Below are 22,199 nucleotides of genomic sequence, written 5' to 3' on the forward strand. Positions count from 1 at the left end.
TCCAGGTTCGAGTTCGCATCCGAACCCTACCAGAAGATCGACGGTGGCCACCCTCTCAGGGAAACCTTCCTACACCACCCCGCGGGACACGACCCGATATTTATCGGCGTTCAATATAAATATTAAACACTACACAATTTAAGCTGATTTCCGTATAAATTCGCGATGGCACGCCGATCAGATCATAGCCGCAAAGAGCTGGAACAAATGCTCATCGTCGAGGGGCATAAGCATATGGCCGAAGTCGGCTTCGCGCGCTTTTCCGCACGTGAAGTCGCCAAACGGATCGGCTATACCATCGGCACGCTCTACAACGTTTTCGGCAGCTACGACCGGTTACTCATTGCGATCAATACCCGCACGTTCGTGCTATGGACCGACTATATCCGCACGGCTCTTGCAGAGGGCGGGGAAGACCGAATCCGCGCACTCGTTGAAGGTTACTTCGGCTTTGCCCGGTCCAACCGCAACGCCTGGATGGCGATCTACGACCATCACCTGCCGCCCGACGCCGCCATGCCGCCTGAGCATGACGCGCTACGCGGCGAACTGACCGACGTCGTGGTGGCTGAGGTAGCCGCAGCGCTGCCCGAATCCTGTCGTGACCAGGCCCCGCAGCTTGCCCGTTCGCTAGTTGCGACCGTCCACGGCCACTGCACGTTTGATCTCAATGGCAGCTTCGCCCTGATGGGAGAACGCGATCCGACAGGGCTTGCTCTGGCGCGTGTGCGTGAAAGCCTCGCCAACGCAGTTGAGCACTGCTGAACAGCTGACGAACCTGCGTTTCCACTAAATTGATCGATGCTCAAACCTATTATTGAACGGCGGTCATAATTGCCGACCCTGTCGCAGCGGGCTTGCCGGGCCATGGCACAATCGATCGCGGAGAAAACGATAGCGAATAGCTAGAAATGTTAGACGATGCCCTGTTGCCAGCATTTACCGACGAGGCCAGCAAGACGCTCCATTACGCCGTCGAGACCACTCAAGCCGAAACCTGTCAGGTCTTATTGAGGTGGCATTGCCTGCGCCATCAGGTGCAGCGCATGGCATTGTGATGAGTAAGGCCAGCCTGGTAACCAAAAATTTCTACCTCGGCATGGCTTTGAAGCTGGGATCATGGCGCCGAAAACGGCAGGAACCTTTGCACACGAACTTGCGCGGTGCGCCTATCGGGTCCCGACGCCTGCTGCGGATCGCAACGCTCAAACCAAGCCGTTGGCGATAGCGAAGGCCACCATATGCGAGCGGTTGCGCGTGCGTGTCTTCAATCGGATATGATCTATGTGCCTTTCCACCGTGCGCGGGGCGATGTTCAACTGCTTGGCGACTTCCTTTGCGGACAGTCCTTGAGCAATTGCGCGCAAGATTTCCGATTCCCTGTTGGTCAGCCCTTCAATGCTTACGCTAACTCCATCAGCCATACCGTCAGTCCAATTTGTTGCGTATCTAACCAACCATAATTGCTGGCAGCAACGCAATCTTCCTGTGATTGCCGCCGCGATGCAACGGCAATAGATGTACGTAAAAAAACGTACTGCCAACAAAACTGGTGCTCGAACAACAAACTGTGTTATATAAATTTACCGATGGGAAAATCCTATAGGGGTCGCCAGCGAAGTTTCGATTTCCCAGAATTCCAAATGTGAAGCCTTGAGTAAAATTATCTCATGTTTTCATGAATTTATGGGGGAAAATATGGCGGAAAAACTTTGCAATCTGCAGCTCACCGTTCGAGAATCCGAAGTAGTTTGCCTGGTGGCTCGCGGCATGTCCGCGAAAGAGGTCGCACTAACTCTGTCGATCGCACCATGCACAGTTGAGCGGCATGTTGAAAACGTTCGATTGAAAACCCGTACAAGAAACCGCGTTCACATGATTGCCTATGTCATTCGCAACGGAATGATTGGCGATGCGGCGCCGGGATATATATTCAACGCGGCCTAGACATTGGGGGCACCAATGACGGCGCTATCATCCGATCCTCATGGTCTCGGTAACGGCAATGCTGTGCTGCGAGAAAACGGGCTTCCGGACGTTCGGCCCTGGTCGATACCCATACAGTGCATGCAAGGCGCTGTATGTTTCATCGACGTGTGCCTCATCGTCGCGGCCAGTTTACTCGCAGGGCAGGTGCTGGGGCACCATGAAGAGCAAATCCAGGCGCTTCGCCTCGATCGAATCGGGGTGGTGTCCAGTGCCTTGTTCGCAGTAATTGCCCAACTGGTTGGGGCCTATGAACTGCAGGCCCATCTTTCAGCCGGAAGGTCGGTACTGCGGGCAATGAATGCCTGGGCAGGAGTGACCCTGTTCGTTCTCGGTCTGAGTGCTGCCTTGCTTGGCAGGATGCCGCTTGCGACGGGGGACATCTATTTCTGGTCTATCGCTTGCGGCGGCGCGCTGGCGCTGGGCCGTATCGGCATGGCTACGGCAATGACCCGGCTGCGGCGGCGCGGGGTATTCGATCAACGCAGCGCCGTGATCGGCACCGGGCAACAGGCTGCCGAACTGGTTCGTTATATAACGCAGCACAAGCTGCTTACGCTTTCGCTTACAGGCTTTTACTGTGACGATGAAGCTGAGCCTCTCGATTTTCAAACCATGCCCCAGGGCGGTGCGTTGCCCTATCGCGGTAACCTCACCGCCTTGCTGACGGCGATCCGCCTTGGGGCGATTGACCGTGTCATCATCGCGTTGCCGCAGGGGCAGGAAAGCCGGGCCCGTGCGATCGTGGCGCGCTTGTCCGACACTCCGGTCGAAATCCGCCTGGCGCCTGCCAGCGGCGGTTTTTCCTGGACGCAGAATGCCGTGACGGTGCTGGGCGAGTGGCCTGTCCTCACATTGCTGGACTGGCCGCTTTCACGCGGGCAGCGCCTGCTCAAGGCAACCGAAGACCGTCTGCTTTCACTGTTGGCCCTCATTCTGCTGGCGCCGCTGATGTTGATCGTCGCGATCGCCATCAAGCTGGATTCGCCCGGGCCGGTGCTTTTCCGGCAGAAGCGGCAGGGCTACAACTGCCGCGATTTCGAAATCCTGAAATTCCGCACCATGCAGGTTGCGGATGATGCCGAAGCCGTAGTGCAGGCGCGGCGTAACGACCCGCGCGTCACCGCCGTCGGCGCCATCCTTCGGCGAACCAGCCTGGACGAACTGCCGCAGTTGCTCAACGTTCTGCTGGGCCATATGTCGATGGTGGGGCCGAGGCCGCATGCAGTGTCCACCCGCGCTGCCGGCCGCCTGTTCGGCGATATATCGCAGTCCTATCCGGCGCGGCACAACGTGAAACCCGGCATGACCGGTTGGGCGCAAGTCTGCGGGTGGCGCGGCGAAACGCATAGCGAGGAGCAGCTGCTCCGCCGTCTGGACCATGACCTTTACTATGTGCGCAACTGGTCGATCTGGTTTGACTTGCGTATCTTGGCGCAGACGGTTGTGACGGTCCTGCGCCAGCAGAACGCCTACTGACCGCGTACTGCTGCACGACGCCTGATCGATTCAGGCGTGGCGGTCCTGATGATCGATGGTGCGCGCCCATGCGGCGGTGTAGCCGGTCAGCGGCGGGCAGCAGCCCACTTCCAGAACGACCCGCCCATCCATGCGGACTGGCCTGCGTCCCTTGAGACCGGAATGGATCTGCGCCGCCGGCATGGTCAATCCGTGCCCTAACGCCTTTAGGCAGGCTTCCTTGCGGGTCCAGCCCTGAAGAAAGCCGGTGCCATGTCGAAATAGTGCTGGCAGCGAGGACAACGCCAGCTGCTCTCTTGGATGAAAGTGCAGGACGCTCAATTCGTCGGCATCGGGAATGGGCCGGTCGCATTCGATATCGACCCCGACTGCCTTGTCGCAGTCGATCCCCATCAGCGCCACATCGCCCGCATAGCTGAGGCTGAAATGACAGTCCGCTGGCTCTGTGAGTTGCGGCTTGCCGTCAGGCCCCGGAACGAAGCGCTGCCGCTGCGGGGCAAGGCCGCAATATTCCTTCAGCACCAGCCGCAGGGCGATATGCGCGTTCAGATAGCGATCCCGGTTGAGAGAGAACGCGAAGCGGGCGGCGCGGTCGCGCTCCTCCTGCGAGAGCCAGGCGATGGCTTCTGCTGGCGGCGGCCCGGACAAGTCCAGCAGCCACAGCTCCAGCGGCATGTCGCCCACCAGAGGGCGGGCAAAGGATAAAAGGTCGAGAGCGCGGACCACTGCCTTCAGGCCCGCACGGGCTGGGCTTGTGCGTCATTGAACAAGGCGGAGCGCGCGATGAAGTCTCGCAGCAGAAAAGGAACCACCGTGTCTTTTCGCGACCGCAAACGGCGCAGCAAGCGCCACCACATATGTCCAGCCAACCAGGCGATGTCCGCGATGATGGCATAGCCCTTGCCGTGGTTGACGATGAAATAGCGGCGACGAGAATCGAACCAGTAACGCGGGATACGCGATGCCTGGTTGTCCGTCAGGCCTGTGCTCTGGCCGGCGATGTGCATCACCACAGCCGAGGGAAGATACCAGCAACTCCAACCCTGCTGCAGCGCCTTTCGGCAGAAGTCGGTTTCTTCGTAATAAAGGAAATAGCCCTCATCCATCAGGCCGGTGGCGTAGAGCGTTGCGCGCCGGACCACCATGCTGGCGCCCGATACGGAATCGACCTGTTCAGGCGCGGTTCCCATCACTTTGGCCACGCAATGATCCCGCAAGAGTTTGGTCAGCGGCCCGAAGGACGCGCCGCGTTCCAGTTCGCTCAGGATTGAGGGAAAGCGAAATGCAAAAGGCCATGGCATTTCATTGCCATAGAGCAATAAGTTCCCAGCAATTCCAACAGTCGGGTTGGCCTCGAAAAATTCGAGGAAAGTCCCCAGGGCGCCGGGATGAACGCGGGTATCGGGGTTCAGCAGCCAGAACAGGTCGGGCGCTGCGGGATCAGCAAGTGCCGCCCTAATGGCGAAGTTGTTACCGGCCGCGAACCCGCCATTGACGGGAGATCGCATCAGGGTGGCCCAACTAGACCACCCCCGCGCCTGGATCGCCGCTTCGACGATATCTGCCGAACCGTCACGCGAATCGTTGTCCACCACCACCACTCGGGTTCCGGGGTAGGCGGCCACTTCGCCCTCCAGACTGGCCAGGCAGTCCACGACCAGCTTGCCGGTCCTATAGTTCACGATTACGACCATCAGGGTCGGCCGCTGCTCGTGCTTCATGCTGGCATTCCCCACTATGTCACTGGACTTGCAACTGGGCCGTCTCTGGCCTGCGCCCGAAATCCACAGGAGCCGAAGCCGCAGGCATGATCGGGATCGGTTCCTGCACCACATCTTCGCCCGGCCGGGCGCGGGCGATAGCCTCGCGCATCGCACCAGCCAGTACGTCCACGTTGGGTTCCTGCAGGACGCTGCTGTGACCGCCCGGCACAGAGACGACCGTTACGTCGCCCTCGACCCGCTTGCCCCAGCCAAAGATGCAGTCGGTATAGAGATCGGAATAAGGAACATCGTCGTCGGCGCCGGTGCCCTGCATGGCCTTGAACAGGACCACTTCGCCGCCTTCGAACAGCCCGCCCGGACGGTGCGCCCGGTGAGCCACTTCGTAAAGGTGCAGGAACGACAGCTTGGGGGCAGCGACCTGCACGTCGTCGTTCGCCGCGCTTGGTCCTTCGGCCATGCGGGCGACCTTGCGCGTACGGCTCATCCATTCGAGGCGGGTCGATACGTCGTAGACGACGGCGTTGGCCGCGCGGCGCATCAGCAGGCCGACACTGGGCGGCGGCCCGCCGGCATCGCCGCGCAGCAGTGCGCGGACGCGCTGGATGCGGGTACGGGTGATGTAGAACGAGCGCTTGTGCGCCTCGACATCCGCGGCATCGACGATGCCTACAAATGCAGTAGTTTCGCCCATGTCCTGCAACTGCCGGGCCATCTCGAAGGCGATGACGCCGCCCGCACAAAGCCCGGCGATAAGGTAGGGGCCATGCGGCTGCACCGTCTGCATCCGCACGATATAGGCGCTGGCCATCTCGGTTATGCTGGTGTGCAGGTAGGCGCCGCCAGCATAGACGTCCGGCTCGATGCCCATAACCGGGCGGTCGGGGTCCATCCGCATCGCCAGCGCACGGTAGAGCAGCGTTTCGCCAAGACCGTCGTGGACCAGGAACAGCGGAGTTTTCCGGCTGCCGGGACGAATTGTGATGATCTTGCGGTTGGCGGCGCCCTCCTCCTCCGGCGCTTCGCTTGAGCCGACGGCGGCGGCGCCTTCGGGATCGATCAGGCGGCCCAGTTTCTCTACCGTCGTGCTTTCCAGCAATGTTGCCAGCGGCAGTTGCTTGCCGGTCCGCTTGCGCAGGCGGTTCATGAATTGGACGCCCAGCAGCGAGTGGCCGCCAAGGTCGAAGAAGTCGTCGCTGCGCTGGATGTGCCTTACGCCCAGCATCTCGCTCCAGATTTCAGCGATGATGCGCTCGGCAGCGGTCGCCGGGGGATCGCCTCCAGGGGCTTCGTCGTCCCGCTCGAATGTCGCTGCCGGCTTATAGGGCGCGCGGATCCGGTCCAGCGTCTGGTGCAGGTCGGTGGGCGAGATGATGACATGGCTGGCTGGCACGCCCGCCAGGATGCGCTCCACGATGGCCACGCCTTCGGCGGAAACCAGACCGTCACTCGCCGGCTCCACGGGAAGCGGCTTGCTTGCCGCGCGCGGAGCCGGAGTTTCAGCGCCGGAAAGCCGGGCGGAGTCCGAAAGACGCAGCATCGTGAATTCGGCAATCTCGGCGATCACCCGGCCTTGCGGGTCGAGCAGCGTCACGTCGAACACGGCAATGGCATCGCTCGTCGCAGGGCGGCAGCGGACATGGCTGAACAAATGGGCGGGGCAGGCGTGATAAAGTTTGATCGCGCCGTAGGAGGCAGGCGCGAAGAAATCCTGGCCCGGCCGGCGCCCTGGGATCAGGCACTGCGCACCCGCCGTGGCGAAATCTAGCAGGGCTGGATGCAGCGCGATATGCGCAAGATCGTGGGCGAACCGCCGGTCAAGCGCCAGTTCCAATACGGCCTCGCCATCAGCGATGCGCAATTGCCGGACCGACCGCCAGCGCGGCCCGAACCGCATCATCGATGATGCATCGACCAGTGCTTCGGCATTACCCTGAGCCGGCATGCGTTGCAGCAGTGCAGGCACGTCCTGCGGCGCTATGGGCGCGGCCGCGAGGCGGCGGACCGTACCACGAACATGTTCGGTCCAGCCTTGATCGGCGGCGCCGTTCGCGGCGCGGCCGAGGATGGCGAAATGCCAGTCGCCGTCGCGCTCCTGGTGCATGTGGATGCGCAAGGTCCGGCTCTCGCCATCGGGTACCGCGAAGGGAGCCAAAAACAGGATGTCGGCCAGTTCGCTCGGTCCAGCCTCAAGGCTGTCGAAAGCGGCACGCGCCAGTTCGAGAAAGCCGGTGCCGGGGATGAGGGCGCTTCCGTCCGCTAGCCTGTGCTCGTCCAGCAACCAGTGGTGATCGGGCGAAAGCGTGCCCTCGGCGATCACTTCGGATGGCGATAGCCGGTGCATGGCGTGCAGGAACGGATGGTCCATAGCCTCGCCTGCCCCCAGCGGCGCGGTGGCCCGGTCTGTGGCGGCCTGTTCGGCAAGATCGGCTGCCATTCCCACGTCCTGCCAGCGGCTCCAGGCGATGGAGACGACGTTCGTCACATCGTCCCGCCGGCTTTGGGCATAGGCATCGAGGAAGGCATTCGCCGCTGCATAGTCGACCTGCCCGGGAATCCCGGCAAAAGCGCTGATCGACGAGAACAGCAACATGAATTCGGGCCGCTCATCCTTGAGGGCCGCGTCCAGCGCAAGCGTGCCATGGAGCTTGGGCGACAGCACGCGGTCTATCGATGACCGGGTCTTGAGCTGGAGCAGTCCATCGTCGATCACGCCAGCCGTGTGGAACACGCCGTCGATCGGGCCCCATTGCTGGTGGATCTGCTTCACCGCCCGGCGCACCCCACGAACGTTGCAGACATCGGCAACGATCAGCATGACCTCACCCCCGGCCGCCTCGATCGCGCGGACCTTACGGATCGTGCGGGCCACCGGATCGGCTCCAGCGCGGGCCATGATATCCTGCCACTGCGCGCGCGGCGGCAAGGCGCGGCGTGCCAACAGAGCCAACCGGGCCTTGCGGGTCCGTGCAAGGTGCCCGGCCATCACCATGCCCAGCCCGCCAAGGCCGCCGGTGATCAGATAAACGCCCTCCTGCTTGAGCTGGATATCGGCCGGTATCTGCGGGTTGACCGGCGCCCGGGCTGCGGCAAAGCTGGCTGTCCAACGCTCGGAAGCGCGATAGGCGATGACTTCGGCGTCGTCCGGCTGTGCGCTTTCCGCGATCAACATGTCGCGCAGGGTGGCCCAGGCCGCGCCGTTGCGGCGGGGCAGGCGGATATCGACGCTGCGCACCCGGATTTCGGGATATTCACGCGGGATGACGCGGCAGGCGCCGAGGATGGTGGCCTTGGCAGGCACCATACCTTCCTCGTCGCAGACGCGCTGAACGCCGTCGGAAACCACGGTCACCGCAATCGGGCCGGCGTCGCCTTCGCCCAGCGCCTGGGTCAGGAAGACCAGACTGTGCAGCCCCAGGTCCTGCAAGGCGGCGGCATCGTGCGTAGCCTCGCCGGTTACCAGCCAGAGGTGATAGACGCGGGCCGGTGAGAGATCGCGATCCGCAAGCGTCGTGGCCAGACGGCTGTAGTCCTCGGCGGCGCGGACGTTGATTTCGAACGTCTCGTCGCCCAGCTGGCGAAAGCGCCGTCCCGGCCGCACGGAGATGACGCGGTGGCCTTGTCCGCGCAGGGTGGCAGCAATTTCGGCGCCAAGCCCGGCGTTGTCCTCGAACACCAGCGTTACACCGTCCTGCGCGGGGACTGCCTCCTGGGCTGCGCGGTGCCAGATCGGCTCGTAAAGCCAGTCGGCCATGTCCGCAGCGCGGGGCAGGGGCTGGTCGGGCGCGACCTCGGGCTCCAAAGCCGCCATCGCGGCCGTGGCCGGCTCGTACCAGTGCCGCTGCCGATCGAACCGGTAAGTGGGCAAAGGCAGGCGGCAACGCCGTTCCGCTGCCCAGTAAGCATCCCAGTCCGGGGTGACGCCGGCAGCCCAGAGGTTGCCCAGCGTATCGAGGACATGGGCCAGATCGCCCGACTTGCGCTCGTCCTTGTGGGGCAGGCTGTTGAGGACCGGCAGGTCGGCATTGCGGTCGGGGTGTTGGCGGGCGAGGCTTGAAAGGACCCGGCCGGGGCCGACTTCCAGCAGCACGCGGTCGGGATCGCCCAGCAACCGCGCCAGACCGTCGGTGAAGCGGACAGGCTGGCGCAAGTGCGTTACCCAGTATTCCGGGTCGGTCGCCTGCGCGGCGGTGATCCAGTCGCCAGTCAGGTTTGAGACGAAAGCGAGGGTGGGGGGGCTGAACCTGACTGTCGCCAACACATTCCTGAACGCATCCAGGACCGGGTCGAGCATGGCCGAATGCGCCGCCACCGAAATGCCTACGGTCTGGGTTTCCACTTCGCGGGCGGTCAGTTCTTCGGCGAAAGCGGCAATAGCGGCGGCAGGGCCGGATACTACGGCCAGCTTGGGCCCGTTGACCGCTGCGATCGAAAGTTCGGGCGGCAGCAGCGCCGCCACGTCAGCCTCGGCCATCGGCACGCTGAGCATTGCGCCGCCGGGCACTGTCTCGAACAGGCGGCCACGGGCGCGCACGATAGTCAGGGCGTCGGAAAGGCTAAGCACGCCGGCCAGGTGTGCGGCGGCATATTCGCCCGAGCTATGGCCGATCATCGCGCTGGGCGTCACTCCCCAGGACATCCACAGCCGCGCCAGCGCAACCTGCACCGAAAACAGCAGCGGGAGCGCGATGGAGGGGCGCTGCATTGCCAGTGCCGCCTGCTCCCCGTTTTGCGCATCCGGGTAGAGCCAGCCCTTCAAGGCCTCGCCTTCCTCGCGTCCCAGATGGGACAGGCATTCGTCTATCACGGCGCGGAACTGCGGCTCGCTGGCATAGAGTTCTGCGCCCATTCCGGCATATTGCGCGCCGGCACCGCAGAACAGGAAGGATACCGAACGATTTGCGCTGCCGGTGACGGCTTTGCGCGGCTTTCCAGTGACTGGTTGGGCCAGAGCCTCGGCAGCTTGCGTTGCACCATGTGCTACAATAATCCGGCGATATGCCAGTGACTTGCGGCCTGTACTTAAAGTAAATGCGACATCAGCGAGGTTTACCTTCGGGTTCGCCCGGAGGTGATCGCTCAGAGCGGCGGCATTGGCCTCCAGCGCCGTAGTCGTCTGGGCGGAAAGGGTAAGTACCTGCCACGGCCGGCCGGCACTGCCGGGCGCACGCGGCGGCGCTTCTTCCATGATGACGTGCGCGTTGGTCCCGCCGACGCCGAGCGAGCTGACACCCGCGCGGCGCGGCTTGCCCGGAAGGCGGGGCCAGGGCTGGAATTCGCCGGCTACCGAAAAGGGGCTGTCTGCAAATTCGCAGGCCGGGTTGGGCCGGGAATAGTGAAGTGTAGGCGCGATGGCGCCGTGGTGCAGCGACAGGCCCACCTTGATGACGCTGGCCACCCCGGCGGCAGTATCGGTATGGCCGATGTTGCCCTTCACCGAGCCGATGCGGCAGAATCCGGTGTCTGCGGTATGGCGGCGATAAGCCTGGCTTAGCGCGGCGATTTCGATGGGATCGCCCACGCGGGTGCCAGTGCCGTGTGCCTCGACATAGCCGACGCTGCGGGCATCGACCTGCGCCACGTCGAGCGCTTCGCTGACCACGCCGGCATGGCCATCCACGCTGGGGCTGAGGTAGCTGACTTTGCCCGACCCGTCGTTGTTGACCGCAGAGCCGCGGATCACTGCGTAGATATGGTCGTTGTCGGCCAATGCATCTTCAAGCCGGCGCAGCACGACGATACCCACCCCGCTGCCGAAGACAGCGCCCGTCGAATCCGCATCGAAGGGGCGGCAGTGGCCGTCCGCACTGGTGATCTCGCCTTCTTCGTAGAGGTAGCCCTGAGCATGGGGCAGTTCGATGGAGGCGGCGCCTGCCAGTGCCATGTCGCACTCGCGGTTCAGCAGGCTCTGCACCGCGCTATGTATCGCCACCAGCGAGGTCGAGCAGGCCGTCTGGACGTTGACGCTCGGCCCCTTGAGGTTGAGCAGGTACGATACGCGGGTCGACAGGAAATCCTTGTCGTTGCCGGTGTGGCGCAGCAGGAACGGCCCGACATCGCGGACCAGCTTGGGGTTCGTCAGCAGGTTGCTGAACAGATAGGCGTTGTGGCCGGTGCCGCCGAAGACGCCGATCGCCCCCGGCACCCGGTCCGCGACGTGGCCGGCATCCTCCATCGCTTCCCAGGCGCATTCCAGGAAATGGCGGTGCTGCGGGTCCATGATCGCGGCATCGCGCGGGCTAAGCCCGAACAGGGCGTTGTCGAAGCATTCCATGTCGGCCAGCGGCGCACCGGCGCGGATGTAGTTGGGCCGTGCGATCATGCGCGGATCGGCCCCGGCGGCGAGCAGGGCTTCCTCGGAATAGTGCTCTATCCCTTCAACCCCGCCGCGCAGCAAATCCCAATAGGCGTCGATCCCCCGCGCCCCGGCAAAACGGCAGGACATGCCAACGATGGCGATTGCGTTCTCGGGTTCCTCGCCGCCAGCGGCAGGGAATTCCCCCTCGAAATGCTCGTCGTTGCGATACATGCCTTGTCCCACCCCGTTATCGTGTTGCCAGCGGCGCCCGGACGCTGCGGCGCCGGTCGAGTGCCGCCCGCCGTTCCGCTGCCCGCGCCTGCCCTTCGATCACTGCCGCATTGCCTTCTCCGCCGCCGGACAGATGCGCGCTGAGCGTCTGGACCGTGGGAAAGCGGAAGATGTCGGTCAGCGGCAGCGGCCGGTCGAGCGCAGCGCGCAGTTGGCGGTGTACCTGAACCGCCAGCAGCGAATGCCCGCCAATGTCGAAGAAATTGTCGCGGGTGCCGACCTTGTCCAGCTTGAGCACCTCACGCCAGATGGCCGCCACTCGCTCTTCCATGGCATCTCCCGGCGCGACATAGTCGCCGCCGGGAGAAATCGCGCCGCTCTGCGGGGCAGGCAGGGCACCGCGATCGACCTTGCCGTTGGGCGTGCGGGGCAGAGCCTGCATTTCCATGAACAGGGCCGGCACCATGAACTCCGGGAGATGTACGCGCATATGGTCGCGCAGTACGTCGACAGGGGTATTGGCAACGTTTGCTGGTACATAATACCCGACCAGCCGGACGTCCCCCGGAGTGTCCTCCCTGGCGGAGACAATCGCTTGCTCCACATCGGGGTGACTGCTGAGCACCGCCTCGATCTCTCCCAGTTCGATGCGATAGCCCCGTATCTTGATCTGGTGATCCAGCCTTCCCAGGAATTCGAGCGTGCCGTCGCTGCGCTGCCGCGCGAGGTCGCCTGTGCGGTAGGCGCGCGCGCCCGGCCGGAAGGGGTGGGCGATGAACCGCTCCGCCGTCAGTTCCGGGCGGAACAGGTAGCCGCGCACCACGCCCTCGCCGCCGATCACCAGTTCGCCTGGAACGCCCGGCGGGCAGGGCTGCTGGCGGCTGTCGAGGATGAAGACCTGCTGGTTGGCGAGCGGCCGCCCCAGCGGCACCGCGCCGGGCGCCCCGTCCAGCTTGTGCACGGCGGACCAGATGGTGGTTTCCGTCGGCCCGTACATGTTCATGACCGACGTTCCGGCCAGCGCATAGAGATCCTGTGCGAGGGAGGGCGGGAAGGCTTCCCCGCCGATCATCAGGCGCTGCAGCTTCGCCAGTTGCGCCCGGGCGGCATCGTCGGCAACCAGCATGTGCGCCATCGAAGGGGTGCACTGGAGATGGGTAACCTCATGCCGAGCCATCAGCGTGGGCAGCGTTGCCGACTGGACCGTGGGGCCCGGGTTCGCCATCTGCCGCAGCGCGTCGAGCGCGGGCAGGTGGTCGAGCACCTGCTGCACCGGCAGGCCGAAGTCGATCAGGCAGCCGATCTCGTCGATCCCCGCTGCCCGCACCCGCGCGACCATCGCCAGGCAGTCCTGCGGGGTGCCGAACAGGCCGCTGGTGTCGTAATAGCGGTCGAATGCATATTCGAGGAGCGAGTCCATCTCCGCCTCGGTGACGCTGGAGAGGTCGGCGTGAGCGCTCGATTCCTCCATGCCGGGGCGGCGCTTGAAGGCCGGGAAGGACCAGGCGAACTTCTTCACCAGATCGGTCGAAGTACGCAGGTAAGCGATCATCGGCCCGCGCACTGCCTCGCGAACGGCCTCGGCATCGTTGCCGACGAAGCTGTGCAGCATCAGCGTGACATGGCCCTCGCCGGGATGGCCTGCGGCTTTCCATGCCTCGCGGTAACGGGCGACCTTGGCCGCCATTTCCTCCACCGTCTGGCCCAGAAGGTGAGTGAGGACGTAGGTTCCTGCCGTACCTGCCGACACGAAAGTATCGACGTTGCCTGCCGAGGTGATCCACACCGGAAGCTCGGGCTGGACCGGGCGCGGGTAGATCGCCGTTTCCACATCCTTGCCAAGCGGGCCGGGAAAAGGCCGCGTCTCACCGCGCCACAGGGCGCGCACGGTATCGATGCCGCGCATCATCGCTGCGTTGCGATCGGCAAAATTCTCGGGCCGCAATACGAAGTCGTTGGGCTGCCAACCGGCGGCGAAGGAAATCCCGACGCGGCCCCCCGAAAGATTGTCGACCAGCGACCATTCCTCGGCCACGCGGATCGGATGGTGCAGGGGCAGGACCACGCTGCCGCCCCTGATCTGCACATTGCTGGTGATCGCGGCAATCGCCGCGCTGGCCACCGAAGGATTGGGATATAGGCCGCCGAAGGCATGGAAATGCCGCTCCGGCGTCCAGACGGCGGTAAAGCCGTGATTGTCGGCGAATTTCGCACCTTCCAGCAGCAGGCGGTACTGGTCGGCAGCGCTGCTGGCATCAGCGTTGGGGAAGTAGAACAGGCTGAACTCGATCGGCGTCTGTGCTGCTGCGATGGCCGGGGCAGCCTTGATATCGTCGTTCGTGGCAAGCACTACGTGGAAGCCTGTGGTGAGCGTCCAGCACAGTTCTAGCACCGAAATATCGAAGCTGAGACTGGTCACCGCCAACCATGTGCCGGGGGCCTCCAGCTTGCGGTCCATGCCCGCGAAGAAGTTCACCGCATTGCGGTGTTCCACCATGACACCCTTGGGTTTGCCGGTGGAGCCCGAGGTGTAGATCACATAGGCCAGGTTCTCCGGACCGGCGAGCGCCGGCACCAGCTCGCTGGAACGCTCTGCAATGAAGGGCCAGTCGCCGTCGAGGCACAGGATCGTCGCGTCGGTCGGCGGCAGGGCGTGGACCAGGGCGCTGTCGGTGACGATGATCGATGCGCGGGAATCCGCAATCATGTAGGCGATCCTGTCGGGCGGATAGCTGGGGTCAAGCGGCAGATAAGCACCGCCCGCCTTGTGGATCGCCACCAGGGCAACGACGAGGTCGACCGAACGGTCGGCGTTCAGGCCAACCAATACGTCGGGGCCGACGCCAAGCGCACGCAGTTGATGCGCCAGCTGGTTTGACCGGGCATCAAGCTCGGCATACGTCAGCGTCCGGTCGCGGCAGGTTACCGCTGGAGCATCGGGAGTACGGGCCACCTGCTGCGCGAACAGGTCATGGATGCATAAGTCCCGGCGGATTTCCACGTCGGTCGCATTCCAGTCCTCGATCACCCGGCGCAGCTGATCCGGTGCCAGCAGCGGCAATTCGCCTACCGGGCGATCGGGATCGGCATCGGCGCCGGCCAGCAATGCCAGGAAAGCGGCCTGCATCGTCTCGATGGCTTCACTGTCGAGGCGGCGGGGATCGTGGAACCAGCGGCAGGCGCTGCCGTCCGAAAGGAGGGCAATGGTAAGGTCTGCGGCCGGGCGAGCGACTGCCTTGTCGAGGTCCTCGACCAGCAGGATCGCGACGGGCAAGGTAGAGGGGTCTTCAGCGCCGCTGCCGCGCAGTTCGGGACTGCGTGCGAACAGGTCTGCGGCATGGCCGATCCGGCGGCGGATCTGGCGGATCTCGGTGCAGAGCGCTTCGCGCAGGTGCGACATGCCGGAGGAGAAATCGATGTCGATGCCCAGCGGCAACTGGGGTGAGAACCATGCATCCAGCCCGCCGTACTGGCTCGTCAGGATCGGGTCGCTATAGCCCAGGTCGTATCTGGGCTTGTCGGTGATGCGGCCAAGGCAGGCGACCAGCGCCGCCAGCACGGCGCGGTCACGCGCGGGGGTAGCTGCTTCGCTGCCGGGGACCGCAAGGTCGCAGTGGACCATGTCCGGCGCAGTGTCCGCACTGCTGCGATCGACGTGGGGCAGCAGTAGCGGCTCCCGGCGGGCGAGCCTTTTGCGCCACCAGGGTTCGAAGCTGCCGACGGCGGAATTCAGCGTCGACAGGTCCGCACGCTGCTGCGGGTCCGGGATGTCCAGCCGTGCACCGGGTTGCAGGCCATGTTCGCCGGGACGGCAGGGCAGGCCGCCGCAAGTGCTGATCGCACCGATCCGCAAGTCATGCGTGGCCGTGGCCACAACCAGTTCCTCGCCCTGGATCGAGACGATGGTGCCGGCGGGCAGTCCCGAGCAGGCAGGCTGGATCGAAGCCGTGCCGACCAGCAGCACCTGTCCATCCACACTGAGCTTGGGCGTGCCAAGCGGATTGGCATAGCTGCCATGGTCGAGAGCCCGCACCACCCGCGCAATGGCCTGGGCATCGCCATTCCAGTCGATCATCCCGGCCCCGGCCGGCCGGGCGGTCAGGCCATAGAGCTGGCCCGGCGTATCGTCCTGTCGGCGCGGTGTGATCGTGTCGGTTTCCAGGCCCATGATCAGGGCGTCGAAGCTGTCGAGCGCGGTGATGAAGCACTTGGTATTAACCGAAAGCGCGCTGTCGTCGGCGTCGAGGTCGACTGACCGGGTAAGCAGCAGGTCGCCTGCATCGACGTCTGCCGTCATCAGGTGCCAACTGATACCATGCCGGGTCTCGCCGTTGAGCAGCGCCCAGACGGGCGTGTTGAGACCGGCATAGCCGGGCAGCACGCCGTCGTGGAAGTTGATCGCGGCGCGGCGCGGCAAGGACACGATTTCCGGCGGCAAACGGCGCAGGTTGGTGATGCTGAACAGGTAATCGAAGGCGGGCAGGCCAGCGTCGATCAGCGCCGATGGCGTATCCAGCACCGGTATGCGCTCCTGACCCGCCCAGTCGAGGATCGGGGTCTGGTCGCTGACGATCGCGACGATTTCATGCCCGCGATCCCGCAGCTTTGCAGCGCATTCGGTCAGCAGTCTTTCCGAGCCGATCAGGACGCAGCGCGACCTCATGCCCATCCCCGATGCGGGGCCGGCGAACGTCATGAAAACACCACCGGTACGGAGCGGCGACGCGAAGCCGGGACGCCGACGACGAGCGCACCGAGAAGCAGCATCGCCAGCATCCAGGTGTCGACGTTCCAGTCCGGCCCTGCTGTCACCGGGGGACATGCTCCTTGCGGCAACAGCAGCGGGGCATCACCCTCGCTGGCGGCCTGCACTTGGCTGGCCGCTGTGTCGACGGTGCAATGCGCATCGCCGCCACCGGGATGCCCGGCAGCGTATGCCGGAGGGCTTGCCATCAAGGCAACGGACATCAGAAAACTGGAAGCAACGAGACGCATTTGCCCCTCCACCGCATGAATATGCGTTGTTGATGGTCGATCGAAATTTGGGAGATCGCCTGCCATTTTGTAAAACGGATTCGGCTGGATCGTTATTTCATGTTTTACGGTATTACTTATCACCACATCGATTTTTACTTGTATTCCGCCAATTCGTTTATCTTGAGCAAAACCGAATCCCGCGTTCGGATTACCCCTGAAAATTGGGGTCTCTGAACACCCCACACAGTCGCGCGGGCGGTAATTGAACCACATGGTCGCTTTCATCGATCTTCTACGTAGCGCTCAAGGCTTGCGACTGGTGCGTACCCAGAGGGTCTGCCTGGCACCGGCAAGGCGGCGATAGATCGGCAGCTTCCACAGGACGTAGCGGGGCAGCTGCCTCGCTATCGCAGCCGGCAGGATATCACGGCCCAAGCGAAACCAGACGAACAACAGCGTCGCCGCCGCCGCCGCGCCCAAGCCCAACAGGGCGAGCAATGGCGCAAAGGGGCCGGTGACTATCCCGATCACGGCCAGCAGCACGCAGATCGGCATGGTCAAGCCGGCGAGCAGCGCCAGCGGCGGGACGGCAATGTCCGCCGCCAGTACCAGCAGGGCGGGGCGACCGCGCAGGGATGCGCCTATCAGACGAGGCAGGTACTGGACCATGGTCGCGACCGAGCCATGCTCCCAGCGGGTGCGTTGGCCTTGGGTAGCGCTCTCCGCGCTCGCACTGCTGGTAAAGACGGCGAGAGGATCGAAATGCACTTTGCGTCCCGCCAGCCTGAGGTCGAGCCCGAGCTTGAGATCCTCCACCAGCGATGCCGTTTCCAGCGGCGCGGCGTCGAACATCGGCCAAGGAAAGGCCATGCCCGTACCTTGCAGCAGCGCTCCGCCGCCAAGTCGTTGCAGGCCGGTCTGGCGAACCAGATTCTTGACGAGGAAGGCAAAGATGGAAAACCGCACCAGCGGCGTCGCGTCTGGTGCTCCCACCAAAAGATAACATCCCTGCACGGCCGCGCCCTTACCTGCCGCATGCGCAGCGAGGCGGGGCAAGGCGCCTCTTGCGGGCAGGCAATCGGCATCCAGAACGATGACGATCGGGGTTGGCTGTGGTCGCAGCGCTTCACGCCCGTAGACAAGGGCATAAGCCTTGCCGCGTAGATCGGGGGCGTTGCGCTCCACCACGTCCGCGCCGCAGGCCCGGGCCATAGCGACGGTATCGTCGGTGCAGTTGTCGGCCACCACGAGCACCCGGTCGCAGGGCCGCAGTTGCTGGCGCACCGCGCGTATCACGGCGGCGATGCCGGCCACTTCATCATGCGCCGGTATCAGTACGGTGAACGGCGGGGGCAGAATATAGGGTGCCTTTACCGAAGGCGATGCCCCCAGCAGACATTCCGCCGCCAGCATGAACAGAGGAATTCCGACGATAGCGGCCAGCACCCAGCAGAGAATATCGACCATGTTCTAAGCCAGCGGACGCAGGAGATCGGCCAGATCCGGCACGTTCTCATCGATGTCATGCCCGGCCCTGACGCGCTGGCGGCCCACTTCGCCCATGGCGCGAAGCTGTTCGCTCGGCGCTTCAAGGGCGGCGATCATGCTGTCGGCCAAGGCGGTGACCGAACCTGCCGGGATGATCCACCCGGTGTCGCGGTCGACCAGTTCAGGGATGCCGCTGATCGCAGTGGCGATCACCGGCCGCCCCATCGCCAGCGCTTCCATGATGACCACCGGCAGGCCCTCGGCGAAACTGGGCAGGACTAATGTGCGCGAGGCGAGCAATTCGCGCCAGATGGTACGGGGGTCTAGCCAGCCGCTCAGAGTGACGACATCTTCCAGGTCGCGGGCCTTGATCTGCTCTTCCAGTTCTGCGCGCATCGGCCCGTCGCCGATGATGTTGAGGCGGAACTCATGCGTCTGCGCCACGATGGCGGCCGCCTCGATCAGCAGCATGATGCCTTTTTGCGGGCTGAGCCGCGCTACGCAGACCAGGCAATTGTCGGTCAGCCCGGTATCGACGATCGGCGTCACCGCATGCATGAACAGAGGATCGCTGCCGCAGCGTACCACCGCGATCTTCGACCAGTCCCTGGGCGCCGACCAGCGCATGATCTGGCTGCGTCCGAATGCGCTGATCGCGATCACGAAGCGGGCGTCGGCGACTTTCTCGCCGATTTCGTGGCTTTCGGGCGCGTCGAATTCGTCAGGCCCGTGCATGGTCAGGCTATAGCTGAGCTGGCCAAGACGGCTGGCGATGCGGGCCACCGTCGCGGGATTGGTGCCGAAATGGACATGCACGTGGCGGATGCCCGCCCGCTCCATCCGGTCAGCGAGACGACACGCTTCCAGGAAGTAGGCGGTGCACCTGACAACGCCCCGGCTGCTGCGGCGAAATGTCGCCGCAGTCAGCGACAGTCCGCGAAGGAAGGCGCGCGGCTGCCGGACCAGCCTGTTCGCGGCGGACCACAACATGCCTACGACGTTGCCGTCCAGCAGCGTCATCGTGTTCGCCCGCTCGTCCTCGTCGGTCGGGTCCGCGAACACGTCGGGCGACGCGCGGATGGTCAGCCGGATGACGTCGAAATCCATCCGTTCGAGAGCGAGTATCTCGTTGCGGATGAAACTATGGCTGATCTTGGGATATACGTTCGTTAGATAAGCCACGCGGGTTCGACACGGTCCGGCCGATTCAGGGGCGGGCCGGCCGCAAAGCGGTTCCTCTCCGGCAACATGGGTCATTCCGGGGAGCCTTGCAGCGACGCGGCCGGGGTGGGATGTCGAAACTGAAGGCGCAAGGGCATGCTCTTCCTCTTCACGTGGCGCGGCACGCGCGGTCTTTCGATCATAGTGCCGTGCTGCGATGCGGGATAACATCCAACCTTATCGCCCCCTGAAAGCCAGTGGTGTCCTTCCCCCTTCCGATATTGGCCAACGTAGATCGTAGACTGTGGCGTAGCCCGGATGACGGATAGCGTGGGGCTGCCGACGCCGCCGGGCCACCAGTGCCGTGATGGCGCGTGCCGAGGGTCTGGCGGAGACGAACATGCGGATCTTGCTGGTTGCCGAAAATATATCGCTGCGGCTGAGCGGAGAAACCCTGCTCCCCTGCTGCTATTTCGAGCAGTTCGTCGCGGGAGGCGAGGACGTGCATTTGCTGTGCCATGAGCGGGTCCGGGAGGACCTGCGGGCCGATCTTCCTCCCGATCAGTTTGCGCGCGTGCGCTTCGTGAAGGACCGGCCGCTGCAAAACGTGCTGTTCCGGCTGGGGCGGCGGTTTCCTTACCGCGTCGAGGACTTGGTCTTCAACCAGTTGATCCAGATCGTAACCCAGTGGCACATGCGCCGCATCGCCCGCGACATGGTGCGCGAATTTGACATCGACGTGGTGTTCCAGCCTGCCCCCATCGCGGCGAGGGCAGTCAGCTTCATGCACGGGCTCGGCGCGCCGGTGGTTATCGGCCCGATGAGCGGCGGCATGAACCTGCCGCCCGCGTTCCGGCGGATGGACGGCCCCGTGGTACGCTTTTCCATTGCCGCAGCTCGCATCGGTTCCGCCGTGCTGCACCGGCTGTTTCCCGGAAAACTGCGCGCCGCCGCGCTGATCGTCGCCAATGAACAGACCCGCGCCGCCTTGCCCGGCGGCATTCGCGGCAAAGTCCATGAAGTGATGGAAAGCGCGGTCGACCTCGAACGCTGGGTCCAGCGCCCGGTGCCCGAAAAGGCCGCGAGCGAGCCCACGTCCTTCATCTTCTGCAGCCGCTTCGTCGACTGGAAGGGCATTCGCCTGCTGGTCAGTGCCTTCGCTCCACTGGCGCGGTCGGGCAACAGCATGCTCCACCTGGTCGGCGACGGCGAGCTGTTCGAGGAAATCCGCGAGCAGATCCGACGCGAGGGGCTGACCGGCAGGGCCATCCTGCACGGACGCGTTGACCGCGATCGCTATCAGGAAATGCTGCGCGAAACGGATGTCTACGTCACACCGTCGCTGCGCGAATGCGGCGGCATGGCGATGATGGAGGCTATGGCGGTGGGACTGCCCGTGATCGGTATCGACTGGGGCGGGGCCGCGCAATATGCCGCGCCCGATTGCGCGATGCTGGTTAAGCCGACATCCGATCAGGCGGTGATCGATGGCTTGACGGCGGCCATGGCGCGCATGGCCGCATCTCCCGAACTGCGCCGCTCGATGGGCGGCGCCGCGCGGCGTCATCTGGAACAGGCGGGGCACGGCTGGGCCGACAAGGCGCAGGCCGTGCTGGGCGTGCTGAGGGAAGCCGCCGACGGTTCGGGCCGCAGCCGCGCCCGCTCGAGACCAACCAGCGAGGCACAAACCGCCTCGCCCTCATTACAGGTGGCCCGCTGACATGGCGACGAAAGCAATGGACCCCGCCGTCGACATCATTTTCTACACCCGCCAGCTACACAACGGCGGGGTCGACAGGGTGGTGTTCAACCTTGCCGGCGAATTCCTGCGGCGAGGCATCAAGTCCTCGATCGTGGTCGATGTCGACAATCCCCATTCGCCGTTTCGCACGCTCATCCCCGAGGGGATCGGCTACGACGTGCTTGAGGCAAAGGGTCCGATCGCGCGGCTGTTCAAGCTGCGCAGCTACCTGCGCAAATCCCGCCCCAGCGCCGTCATGTGCGCCAGCTTCGGTTTCCCCAATCTCTACGCGATCGTCGTGCGCTGGATTTCTGGCCTGCGCTTTCACCTGATGTTGACCGAGCATTGCTTCCCCTCCGTCGACCGCGCGGGGCCGAAGCCGTGGCAGTCGCGCTACTGGTTCTTCCCGCTGGCGCACTACCTCTACCCCTTTGCCGACCGGATCGTCGCGGTATCAAAAGGGACGGCGCTGGACCTTGCCAAAGTGATCGATATCGACCCGAAAACCATCTCCTGCATCTACAACCCGCTCGTCAGCGAGGGGCTGATCGAACAGGCGAAGGAGCCGGTCGACCACCCGTGGTTCGCGGACGACACGGTGCCCATCATTATCGGCGTGGGACGGTTGGAGCCGCAAAAGAACTTCTCGCTGCTCATTCGCGCCTTCGCACGGGTGCGCGCGCAGATGCCCGCCCGGCTCGTGATCCTGGGCGACGGTTCGGAACGCGACATGCTGCGAAACCTCGTCGCCGAAATGGACCTTGGCGAGGACGTCGCCCTGCTGGGCTTTGTGCCGAACCCTCACGCTTACGTCGCCAAGGCGGACCTGATGGTCCTTTCGTCCGATTTCGAGAGCCTTGCCAATGTCGTGATCGAGGCCCTGGCGGTCGGCACACCCGTGATCGCCACCGATTGCCCGTCCGGTCCTGCCGAGGCGTTGAACCATGGCCAGTGCGGCACGCTGGTTCCCGTCGGCGACCTCGATCGGATGAGCGCGGCGATACTCGAAGCCCTGCGCGAAAGACCCGCGCCGATCGCCCGGGGCTGGCTGGACCAGTTCAGCGAACGCGAGGTCGCCGACAGATATCTCGATCTGCTTGCGCTGGATGCGAGGTGA

Annotated in this window: 14 protein-coding genes; 6 read left to right on the plus strand and 8 right to left on the minus strand. The window is 64.2% G+C overall.

Annotated features, from left to right (window positions below; genetic code table 11):
- Positions 1 to 207: 207 nt before the first annotated feature.
- Together TQ38_RS25330 and TQ38_RS30165 are read left to right on the plus strand one after the other, a co-directional pair.
- Positions 208 to 765 (plus strand): TetR/AcrR family transcriptional regulator, encoded by a 558-nt coding sequence (locus TQ38_RS25330; protein WP_240198099.1) that lies wholly within the window; start codon positions 208 to 210, stop codon positions 763 to 765.
- Between the two features lie 146 nt (positions 766 to 911).
- Positions 912 to 1,058: a hypothetical protein gene (locus tag TQ38_RS30165; RefSeq protein WP_162792377.1), complete on the plus strand. Its 147-nt coding sequence runs from the start codon at positions 912 to 914 to the stop codon at positions 1,056 to 1,058.
- Between the two features lie 147 nt (positions 1,059 to 1,205).
- Here TQ38_RS30165 and TQ38_RS25335 read toward each other — a convergent pair whose 3' ends face one another.
- Positions 1,206 to 1,424, minus strand: a complete 219-nt coding sequence (locus tag TQ38_RS25335; protein WP_043978015.1) for a response regulator transcription factor — start codon at positions 1,422 to 1,424, stop codon at positions 1,206 to 1,208.
- 274 nt (positions 1,425 to 1,698) lie between these two features.
- Between TQ38_RS25335 and TQ38_RS25340 the strand changes: the two genes are divergently transcribed.
- Together TQ38_RS25340 and TQ38_RS25345 are read left to right on the plus strand one after the other, a co-directional pair.
- Positions 1,699 to 1,947, plus strand: a complete 249-nt coding sequence (locus TQ38_RS25340; RefSeq protein ID WP_082057843.1) for a response regulator transcription factor — start codon at positions 1,699 to 1,701, stop codon at positions 1,945 to 1,947.
- Positions 1,948 to 2,067: 120 nt separating this feature from the next.
- On the plus strand, positions 2,068 to 3,465 hold the full coding sequence (locus tag TQ38_RS25345; RefSeq protein WP_162792378.1) for an undecaprenyl-phosphate glucose phosphotransferase: 1,398 nt from the start codon (positions 2,068 to 2,070) through the stop codon (positions 3,463 to 3,465).
- A gap of 30 nt (positions 3,466 to 3,495) precedes the next feature.
- Here TQ38_RS25345 and TQ38_RS25350 read toward each other — a convergent pair whose 3' ends face one another.
- The 7 genes from TQ38_RS25350 to TQ38_RS25380 are packed head-to-tail and all read right to left on the minus strand — an operon-like array spanning position 3,496 to position 19,362.
- Complete coding sequence (locus TQ38_RS25350) at positions 3,496 to 4,191, minus strand: 4'-phosphopantetheinyl transferase superfamily protein (protein ID WP_052505883.1); 696 nt, start codon at positions 4,189 to 4,191, stop codon at positions 3,496 to 3,498.
- Positions 4,192 to 4,196: 5 nt separating this feature from the next.
- Positions 4,197 to 5,186, minus strand: a complete 990-nt coding sequence (locus TQ38_RS25355; protein ID WP_043978017.1) for a glycosyltransferase family 2 protein — start codon at positions 5,184 to 5,186, stop codon at positions 4,197 to 4,199.
- A gap of 19 nt (positions 5,187 to 5,205) precedes the next feature.
- Positions 5,206 to 11,715: a type I polyketide synthase gene (locus tag TQ38_RS25360; protein WP_052505884.1), complete on the minus strand. Its 6,510-nt coding sequence runs from the start codon at positions 11,713 to 11,715 to the stop codon at positions 5,206 to 5,208.
- 16 nt (positions 11,716 to 11,731) lie between these two features.
- On the minus strand, positions 11,732 to 16,378 hold the full coding sequence (locus TQ38_RS25365) for a MupA/Atu3671 family FMN-dependent luciferase-like monooxygenase (protein WP_205316154.1): 4,647 nt from the start codon (positions 16,376 to 16,378) through the stop codon (positions 11,732 to 11,734).
- Positions 16,379 to 16,407: 29 nt separating this feature from the next.
- Positions 16,408 to 16,977, minus strand: coding sequence for a hypothetical protein (locus tag TQ38_RS30170; RefSeq protein WP_162792379.1), 570 nt, complete (start codon positions 16,975 to 16,977; stop codon positions 16,408 to 16,410).
- Between the two features lie 18 nt (positions 16,978 to 16,995).
- The gene (locus tag TQ38_RS25375; RefSeq protein WP_043978022.1) at positions 16,996 to 18,159 is read right to left on the minus strand and encodes a glycosyltransferase family 2 protein; all 1,164 of its coding nucleotides are present in this window, start codon (positions 18,157 to 18,159) and stop codon (positions 16,996 to 16,998) included.
- Between the two features lie 3 nt (positions 18,160 to 18,162).
- On the minus strand, positions 18,163 to 19,362 hold the full coding sequence (locus TQ38_RS25380; protein ID WP_043978025.1) for a glycosyltransferase family 4 protein: 1,200 nt from the start codon (positions 19,360 to 19,362) through the stop codon (positions 18,163 to 18,165).
- 379 nt (positions 19,363 to 19,741) lie between these two features.
- Between TQ38_RS25380 and TQ38_RS25385 the strand changes: the two genes are divergently transcribed.
- Both TQ38_RS25385 and TQ38_RS25390 read left to right on the plus strand, forming a co-directional pair.
- Complete coding sequence (locus TQ38_RS25385) at positions 19,742 to 21,061, plus strand: glycosyltransferase family 4 protein (protein ID WP_162792380.1); 1,320 nt, start codon at positions 19,742 to 19,744, stop codon at positions 21,059 to 21,061.
- A gap of 1 nt (position 21,062) precedes the next feature.
- Positions 21,063 to 22,199 carry a glycosyltransferase gene (locus TQ38_RS25390; RefSeq protein ID WP_082057846.1) on the plus strand — a complete coding sequence of 379 codons (1,137 nt, stop codon included), beginning with the start codon at positions 21,063 to 21,065 and terminating at the stop codon, positions 22,197 to 22,199.

Origin of the sequence: Novosphingobium sp. P6W (genome assembly GCF_000876675.2) — a bacterium.
Lineage (GTDB): Bacteria > Pseudomonadota > Alphaproteobacteria > Sphingomonadales > Sphingomonadaceae > Novosphingobium.

Excerpts from the sequence above, each read along its gene's own strand:
- TQ38_RS25335 (WP_043978015.1), bottom strand. The coding sequence starts at position 1,424 with ATGGCTGATGGAGTTAGCGTAAGCATTGAAGGGCTGACCAACAGGGAA.
- TQ38_RS25340 (WP_082057843.1), top strand. The coding sequence starts at position 1,699 with ATGGCGGAAAAACTTTGCAATCTGCAGCTCACCGTTCGAGAATCCGAA.
- TQ38_RS30170 (WP_162792379.1), bottom strand. The coding sequence starts at position 16,977 with ATGAAAGCGACCATGTGGTTCAATTACCGCCCGCGCGACTGTGTGGGG.
- TQ38_RS25330 (WP_240198099.1), top strand. The coding sequence starts at position 208 with ATGCTCATCGTCGAGGGGCATAAGCATATGGCCGAAGTCGGCTTCGCG.
- TQ38_RS25345 (WP_162792378.1), top strand. The coding sequence starts at position 2,068 with ATGCAAGGCGCTGTATGTTTCATCGACGTGTGCCTCATCGTCGCGGCC.
- TQ38_RS25355 (WP_043978017.1), bottom strand. The coding sequence starts at position 5,186 with ATGAAGCACGAGCAGCGGCCGACCCTGATGGTCGTAATCGTGAACTAT.
- TQ38_RS25360 (WP_052505884.1), bottom strand. The coding sequence starts at position 11,715 with ATGTATCGCAACGACGAGCATTTCGAGGGGGAATTCCCTGCCGCTGGC.
- TQ38_RS25390 (WP_082057846.1), top strand. The coding sequence starts at position 21,063 with ATGGCGACGAAAGCAATGGACCCCGCCGTCGACATCATTTTCTACACC.
- TQ38_RS25385 (WP_162792380.1), top strand. The coding sequence starts at position 19,742 with ATGCGGATCTTGCTGGTTGCCGAAAATATATCGCTGCGGCTGAGCGGA.
- TQ38_RS25365 (WP_205316154.1), bottom strand. The coding sequence starts at position 16,378 with ATGAGGTCGCGCTGCGTCCTGATCGGCTCGGAAAGACTGCTGACCGAA.
- TQ38_RS30165 (WP_162792377.1), top strand. The coding sequence starts at position 912 with ATGTTAGACGATGCCCTGTTGCCAGCATTTACCGACGAGGCCAGCAAG.
- TQ38_RS25375 (WP_043978022.1), bottom strand. The coding sequence starts at position 18,159 with ATGGTCGATATTCTCTGCTGGGTGCTGGCCGCTATCGTCGGAATTCCT.